We start from the raw sequence: 7,286 nt of genomic DNA, 5'->3' as shown, positions 1-7,286 counted from the left end.
AACTCGGCGCGGGCGTTGAAGATGTCGCGCACCGTCTTCTCGTCCAGGCCGGTCTGTGCCGCCACAAAGGTGTAGGGGTGGTTGAAGGATTCCTTCTCCACGTACTCATGCAGCCGCAGTGTCAGTCAGATCCATCCGGCTCGGCATAAACACTGACCCATCTCCCTGGCGCCTCGGAGGAGGCCTGTATATCGGTATCCGCTGCGGACGTTGCATCACCGCCACAGGATTTGCTCATGATACGACTCCACTTGAACAATGTTGTGGTACGGTAATCCCCCCATTTGAATTTGAGACAACAAAGTTACAGCAATTCCGCAGGCGCCAATCAAAGAGCCGAGAAGCTGAAATGGAATTGAAGGAACAAATAGTAGGGGCGCACGTCCTAAGTAACCAAAAAGAACTAGACCAAATGCAAAGCAAAACGTAACCACGAATATAGCCCCTGGTACAATTTCTATTAATGGTGCGTTTATAGATGCTGCTCTTATACCAAAATCACCATTTCTCTTATATTGAACAAAGCTTCTACCGAGGACGGCTAGCGCCAAAAAACTACTAATTAAAATAAGCGAAACCATATCTATCCTTATCGTACATGACGTTAAGAATATGATTGTAAAGTCTATACTTAATAAAGAGTCAATAGGTACCTAAAAATCGTTCAGGTAAAACTTGGGCATTTACGAATAAATGCCCAAGAACACTACTGATCCCCTTTACTATGCACGAGTCGATAGAGTACAGGCAGCACTACCAGTGTTAGCAAGGTTGACGATATTATCCCGCCGATGACCACCGTGGCCAAAGGCCGTTGCACCTCTGCACCTATGCCCGTATTGAGCGCCATGGGCACAAATCCAAGGCTTGCCACTAGTGCTGTCATTAATACCGGACGCAAACGAATAAGTGCCCCTTCAACAATGCTATTCACTAATTCTCCGGTTTCTAGCAAACGTTGCTTGATGAAGGACAGCATTACCAATCCGTTTAATACGGCAATCCCAGACAACGCGATAAATCCTACCGACGCGGATATGGATAAAGGCATATCCCTTAACCAAAGAGACATTACACCGCCTGTTAATGCCAAAGGGATACCTGTGAAGATAATCAACGCATCGCGTATAGAACCAAACGCAATTACCAGCATTGTCAAAATCACAAACAACGTAACCGGTACCACAATCGTCAATCGTTGACTCGCACTTTCGAGCTGCTCAAAGGTTCCACCATAGTCGAGCCAATAACCAGCAGGTAAATCTACTTCATCATTAATTCTCGCCTGAGCTTCTTCAACAAAAGTGCCAATATCTCTGTCACGCACATTTGCTGTGACAACAATACTACGTTTGCCATTCTCCCGGCTTATTTGGCTAGGTACTTCTTTAAATGCAAGTGTGGCTAATTCGCTTATTGGTACATGCTCACCAGAGGGCGTGACTATGGGAACGCTCTCAAGCTGAGTGAGTTCATTTCGAATGTCGTCGGCATATCGCACGACAATTTCAAAGCGTCTGTCGCCTTCAAAAATCATTCCAGCGGTTTTTCCACCTGTCGCAGCATTGAGCCATAACTGCAAGTCGGCTATATCCAAACCAAAGCGTGCCAATTGATTAGGCTTTGGTGTGACGGTGAAGATTGGAATGCCTTCTACCTGCTCAAGCCTCGCGTCATCAGCCCCTTCAATCGTTGAAATAACGGACAAAATGTCAGAAGCAGATGCAAAGAGGGTATCTAAGTCATCCCCAAATAGTTTTATGCCCAAATCTGCCCTTACCCCACTGATCAATTCATTAAACCGCATTTGAATAGGTTGGGTAAATTCATAATTATTGCCGGGCAAGGTAAACAAGTCCTCTTCAAACGTTTCGACTAGCTCGGCTTTAGTCATTGATGGATCGGGCCATTGTTCCCTAGGCTTCAAAATAACAAACGTATCAGTAATGTTGGGCGGCATAGGATCGGTAGCGACCTCACCCGTACCCGTGCGACCGAATACCGTCTGAACTTGCTCATACTGCATAAGTTTCGCTTCAAGAGTTTTTTGCATTTCAACTGCTTGTTCTACCCCAGTCCCAGGGATGCGTATCGCTTGTACTAAGATATCACCTTCATTGAGCTGGGGAATAAACTCGGAGCCTAATTTACTGCCCATCCATAAACTGCCGACAACCAAAGCACTCGCTGCTACTACCACTAGCCATCTAAAACGCAGCGCTCCGGTTAAAATAGGACGATAGACTGCCTTTGCACCTTTAATAATTGGGCTTTCTTTTTCGCTAATTTTACCTCTCATGAAAATTGCTATCGCCGCAGGCACTACGGTAAAACAAAATACCATTGCGGCAAGCAAAGCCATTATCACGGTCGCTGCCATGGGGTGGAACATTTTACCTTCGACGCCAGTGAGCGTGAACAAGGGGATATAAACAATGGTAATGATCAATACACCAAACAAACTGGGACGTATGACTTCATTAGTGGCTTCATATACAACATTCAGCCTTTCTTTGAGCGGTAGAGTAGCGCCGTTTTGTTTCTGGGATTCGGATAATCGTCTGATACAGTTTTCAACAATGATAACTGCGCCATCGACAATCAAGCCAAAATCCAGTGCGCCTAAACTCATCAAGTTAGCAGACACATCTGTTTTGACCATGCCCGATATCGTGGCAAGCATTGCCAAGGGTATTACAGCGGCGGTAATAAGTGCAGCTCGCACATTCCCAAGCAAAACGAATAGCACAACGATGACAAGTAAAGCGCCCTCGACGAGGTTTTTCTGCACTGTGTCGATGGTTTTGTCAACGAGGCTTGTCCTATCGTAAACCGCTTCAAGGATAACGCCCTCGGGTAAGCTTGTTTTAATGGTTTCGAGCTTACTGTCCACAGCTTTGGCGACCGTACGAGAGTTTTCTCCCACTAACATCATTGTCGTGCCAATCACTGTTTCTTGGCCATTTAACGTGCCGGCTCCAGAGCGCAGCTCTTTACCGAGGTTGATTTGGGCGATGTCTTGAATTTTTACCGGTACGCCATCAATGATCTTAACAACCACTTGGCCGATATCGTCGATGCCCTTAAGTTGGGCTTCCGATCTGATCAGTACTTGTTGCCCATTTTGTTCTACAAAACCAGCGCCTTGATTCGCATTGTTGCGTTCTAGCGCACTGAGAAGGTCACCTGTACTTATCCCAAAGTTTATCATTGCGACTGGATTAGGATTCACATGATATTGCTTTTCAAATCCGCCTATCGCATAAACCTCGGTCACCCCCTCAACAAGCGACAATTGGGGCTTAATTACCCAATCATGGATCTCCCTTAATGCCATAGCATCATAGGGTTGACCGTTGTCCTGTCGCGCCTGAGGCTCAGCACTTAACGAGTACATGTAAATTTCACCCAAGCCTGTGGAGATAGGGCCCATTTCAGGGGTTAACCCTGTTGGCAATTGCGCCGCGATGGCGGTGAGACGCTCGTTGACGAGATTTCGTGCGAAATATAAATCAGTGCCCTCTTTAAACACGACTGTGACTTGCGACAAACCATAGCGTGATATCGAGCGGGTATACGATAAATTAGGCAAACCGGCCAGCGAGGTTTCAACTATAAAAGTTATGCGTTGTTCAGTCTCCAAAGGCGAGTAACCTGGGGTTGCGGTATTTATCTGCACTTGCACGTTGGTGATATCAGGCACAGCATCAATCGGCAATTGTTTGTAACTGTACATACCAAAAAAGGCGACAAACAAGGCGAACAACATCATGACACCACGGCGCTCAATGGATAGACGGAGTATTGGTGCAATCATGCTCTCACCTCACCGTTTTTATGGACTTGGCTTTGCTTTTGACAATAAATGCGCAGGTAATTAGTCATCATCGCCCGCCTCCATTTTTAATAAATCAGCTTTTAGTAGATAGCTATTTTCTACAACGACTTGCTGGCCTATTTGAACGCCCTTCACAATCTCTACTAAACGGTTGTCCGTGTTCCCAAGCTTTACTTGGCGGGGGTAAAATCGCTCCCCTTCTTTGACAAAAACAATGGTTTGCCCATCTAACTCTTGTATTGAACTTTTGGGGAGAGCCAGATTGACTTCTTGGAACCCAATCTGAATATAACCCTCTACCATAGCGCCTAAAGGCCAATAACCACTGCCATTATCAACGTTCACAAACGCGATAGAATAAGGTTTGTCATCAGGTGAGGACGTAATGTGGCTTATACTTGATTGTTGCTGCAATTCCTCAAGCCTTAAAGTGACTTCCATATCAGCGGCAATACGAGTACGTTGTTTGGGGAAAATAGCCAATTGAGCAATTGCGCGAGAGTAATTAGCAACAGAAAGCAGTACTTGACCGTTGGTGAGCTCACCATCATTGGCGTGTCTAGCTATGATTTTTCCAGACATCGGTGAGGTGATTGAGTATTGATTTAAACTCTCGTTTGACTCAATGATTGCCAGTGTGTCACCTTTTTCTACTTTATCTCCAATATTCACCATGATACGTTTTACAACACCGTCGAAGCGGGCACGAATATGACTCAGTGACGCAGGATCATGAACTATCCGCCCAAAGGTTCTGGTTGTGAGCGATAATGTTCCTGATGCGGCCGATGCAGTCACGATATCGTGTTCAAGCATCCGTTCTTGAGATAACACTACGTACTCGGGTCTTTCTTCGGCTTCCTCATCGTCATCATCAGCCAGGGCGACAGAAGCAAACAGTAAAGTAACTAGCATGACTAACGTGCCAAGCAAGTCACGTGCGCTAGTAACTAATGTAAATTGTGATTTATTCATTATTTTTTCTCTATTCATTGTGATGATTGAGCAGACGTCGAGGGAGAGTCAGAAAACACGGGAATTCCCGTAAGTGCCTCTAGATCTGCGCTTCGAAGGTGAACTAAGCCTGCGGCTTTTATCATAGTTCGTTGCATATCTATGAGTTGCTGTTGCGTTGTCACCCACTCTATGTAGTTGTAGCGACCACTTTCATAGCCATCCCGCGCCAATTTCAATGCAGATTCCAATGTTGGGACGACATTGTCTTGAAGGGTCGTAACAGTGAGCAAGGCTTGGTCTTTTGCGCTAATGACTTGATTTAATTGGCGAGTGAGTTCACGAATTTTCGCTTGTTTTTGATAGTCTATACTGTCAAGCAATGCGCGCTGTTGTTCGTATTCACCTAGATTCCGCGGCGTGGTATTTAACGGCACCGAAATACTGGCGACTAACGCTGTGTCATCAATTCCCTGCATTCTTCGGATACCGGCTTCCCACGCAATGTCGAACTGCTGACTGGCCTGAACCACTCTCAATCTGGCCTCTTGTACCCGATAGTTATCAGCATAAAGCAGAACGTGTGGATTGCTTTGAAGCTGTGAAAGCATATGTTCAAGTGATAGTGAATTTGGAAACGATAACAGTGTCCCTTCAACTTCCGCAAACGCAGCGTTAGTGTCACCCCACATGATGGCCAGGTCGCGTTTATACTCATTGAGTTTTTGTTCACTTATCAATAACGACAAACGCGCCTGCGACAACGCTGACTCTGCACGTTTTTTCTCAAGTGGTGAAGAAGCCCCCGCTTCAACCCGTGCAGAGACTGTCTGAAGCATTGTGCGAGCCAGCATTTCAGCTCGTTGCTCAGTCTTGTGCAACGCTTGTTGGACAATGACATTGATATATCGTCGAGTTGTTTCACCCAAGATGTCCAGCGTACGAATGCGCCGTTGTGTAAGCAGTTGTGCTTTTTTTGAACTCACCACATTCATTCGGCCGCTGACTTTATCTCCAAGCTCGATGACCGACGATAAGGTCAGTGTCAATTCGGCATCTTTGATACCAGACACTTCGCCTGTTCCCAACACATTTTCAACTTCAACCCCAACAGACATTTCAGGTCGTAAGCTGGCCATTTTTGATTCACCATCCAAAGCCGAAGATTTAAATTCGAACACAACTAAATCTGGGTTGTTTGATAATGTGCGTTTGAGCGCATTTTCAAGCGTGATTGAAGAATTTTGCGCATTGGCAGATTGAACAGATATGCTCATGGTTACCAGTGCAGCAGATATCAATTTCAGATACGCTGAGCTAGCTTTTTTTATGCCCAATGGGCGTGAAGAACTCATAAAAGAACCTTTTGTTCATAATATAACGACATACATGGAAAGCACCCATGCAAACATATAGGAGGGAATGGATTAATGTTGAGGTGGGCGCAAAAGGCCTTCGACTAGGCCGTCAGTGACGTTGCGGGAATAACTGTATTGATTGGTATATAACGGTTTAGATACGTCATTTATTGGGTGTTGTGCCAGAAACTTAATCTGTCCACATTGACACAGCACACAATGGAAACACTTAGACTCTTCACTCGACGTATTATCACCAGCATTTACATTTTTTTCGGGAACATCATAAGTGCCTATCGACTTTGATTGTTCAGGGACTGACGATACCTCCGCAGGGTAGTCATCGCATTGAGCGGCGAACGAAAAGCCCGATTGACACATGAGCAAAGTAATAAGTAGCCATGCCAACCTACGCAGTTTTGATGTGCAATTAAAAATTGGCATTTTCTTATCAACTTTGCGCATTAAGCGCTCGCTGTCTTTCATTTCCAGCATCTTCGAGGATCATTTTTGCCCCGCGCAACACAACGCACGAAACTATCACACCGATAACCAGATCAGGCCATCGAGAATCGAGCCAAAACACCAAAACGCCAGCAAAGATAACACCTAAGTTGGCAATCACATCGTTGGCTGAAAATATCCAGCTTGCCCGCATATGCACTTCTTCATTTCTTTGTTTGCGTATGATCACAAGACAAATGACATTAGCAACCAGTGCAACTGCCCCCATAGCCATCATTAGTCCCGATACAGGTTCGCTACCGTAAATTGACCGTCTTACAATATCAATGATAATCAACACACCCAGTGCCATCTGAAAAAAGCCGCTAATTCTAGCCGCATTGGCTTTGTGCAATAGCGATTTACCAATAGCATAAAGGGCAACACCATAGACAACTGCGTCGGCGAGCATATCAAGTGAATCGGCTATTAATGCGGTTGAATCAGCAAGCAACCCGATCCCCATTTCTATAACAAACATTGTCGCGTTTATTCCCAAAAGCCAATACAAAACCTGTCGTTGAGACTGGTCTTTTATTTCAACTTCGCACCCACATCCGCTCATTACCAACACCTGTAGATTTTCGTTTAGTGTAACGCTATCAGGCGTCTACTGTATCGGGGGCTTGCCA

5 protein-coding genes and 2 pseudogenes are annotated in these 7,286 nt (G+C 45.4%); all 7 read right to left on the bottom strand.

The annotated features are described in order from the left end of the window. Positions 1-125 (bottom strand): annotated as a pseudogene (locus NOG12_RS12630) (transposase family protein); the annotation flags it as partial. Between the two features lie 11 nt (positions 126-136). After that, positions 137-238, bottom strand: a pseudogene (locus tag NOG12_RS12625) (cation transporter); the annotation flags it as partial. Next, positions 216-581: a hypothetical protein gene (locus NOG12_RS12620; protein ID WP_228759594.1), complete on the bottom strand. Its 366-nt coding sequence runs from the start codon at positions 579-581 to the stop codon at positions 216-218. The gene NOG12_RS12620 and the pseudogene NOG12_RS12625, both read right to left, overlap by 23 nt. Before the next feature lie 125 nt (positions 582-706). Beyond that, positions 707-3,817: an efflux RND transporter permease subunit gene (locus NOG12_RS12615; RefSeq protein ID WP_313933439.1), complete on the bottom strand. Its 3,111-nt coding sequence runs from the start codon at positions 3,815-3,817 to the stop codon at positions 707-709. Positions 3,818-3,877: 60 nt separating this feature from the next. Further along, positions 3,878-4,831 (bottom strand): efflux RND transporter periplasmic adaptor subunit, encoded by a 954-nt coding sequence (locus tag NOG12_RS12610; protein WP_313933438.1) that lies wholly within the window; start codon positions 4,829-4,831, stop codon positions 3,878-3,880. Then, on the bottom strand, positions 4,828-6,147 hold the full coding sequence (locus NOG12_RS12605; protein ID WP_313933437.1) for a TolC family protein: 1,320 nt from the start codon (positions 6,145-6,147) through the stop codon (positions 4,828-4,830). Before NOG12_RS12605 ends, NOG12_RS12610 begins: the two co-directional genes overlap by 4 nt. A gap of 454 nt (positions 6,148-6,601) precedes the next feature. Further along, positions 6,602-7,219 (bottom strand): cation efflux transmembrane domain-containing protein, encoded by a 618-nt coding sequence (locus tag NOG12_RS12600; protein WP_015065928.1) that lies wholly within the window; start codon positions 7,217-7,219, stop codon positions 6,602-6,604. Positions 7,220-7,286 lie beyond the last annotated feature (67 nt).

It is taken from the genome of Pseudidiomarina fusca, from assembly GCF_032227045.1.
GTDB classification, from domain to species: Bacteria; Pseudomonadota; Gammaproteobacteria; order Enterobacterales; family Alteromonadaceae; genus Pseudidiomarina; species Pseudidiomarina fusca.
The sequence above is the reverse complement of the archived record's forward strand: the minus strand, read 5'-3'. Positions and strand labels throughout refer to the sequence as shown.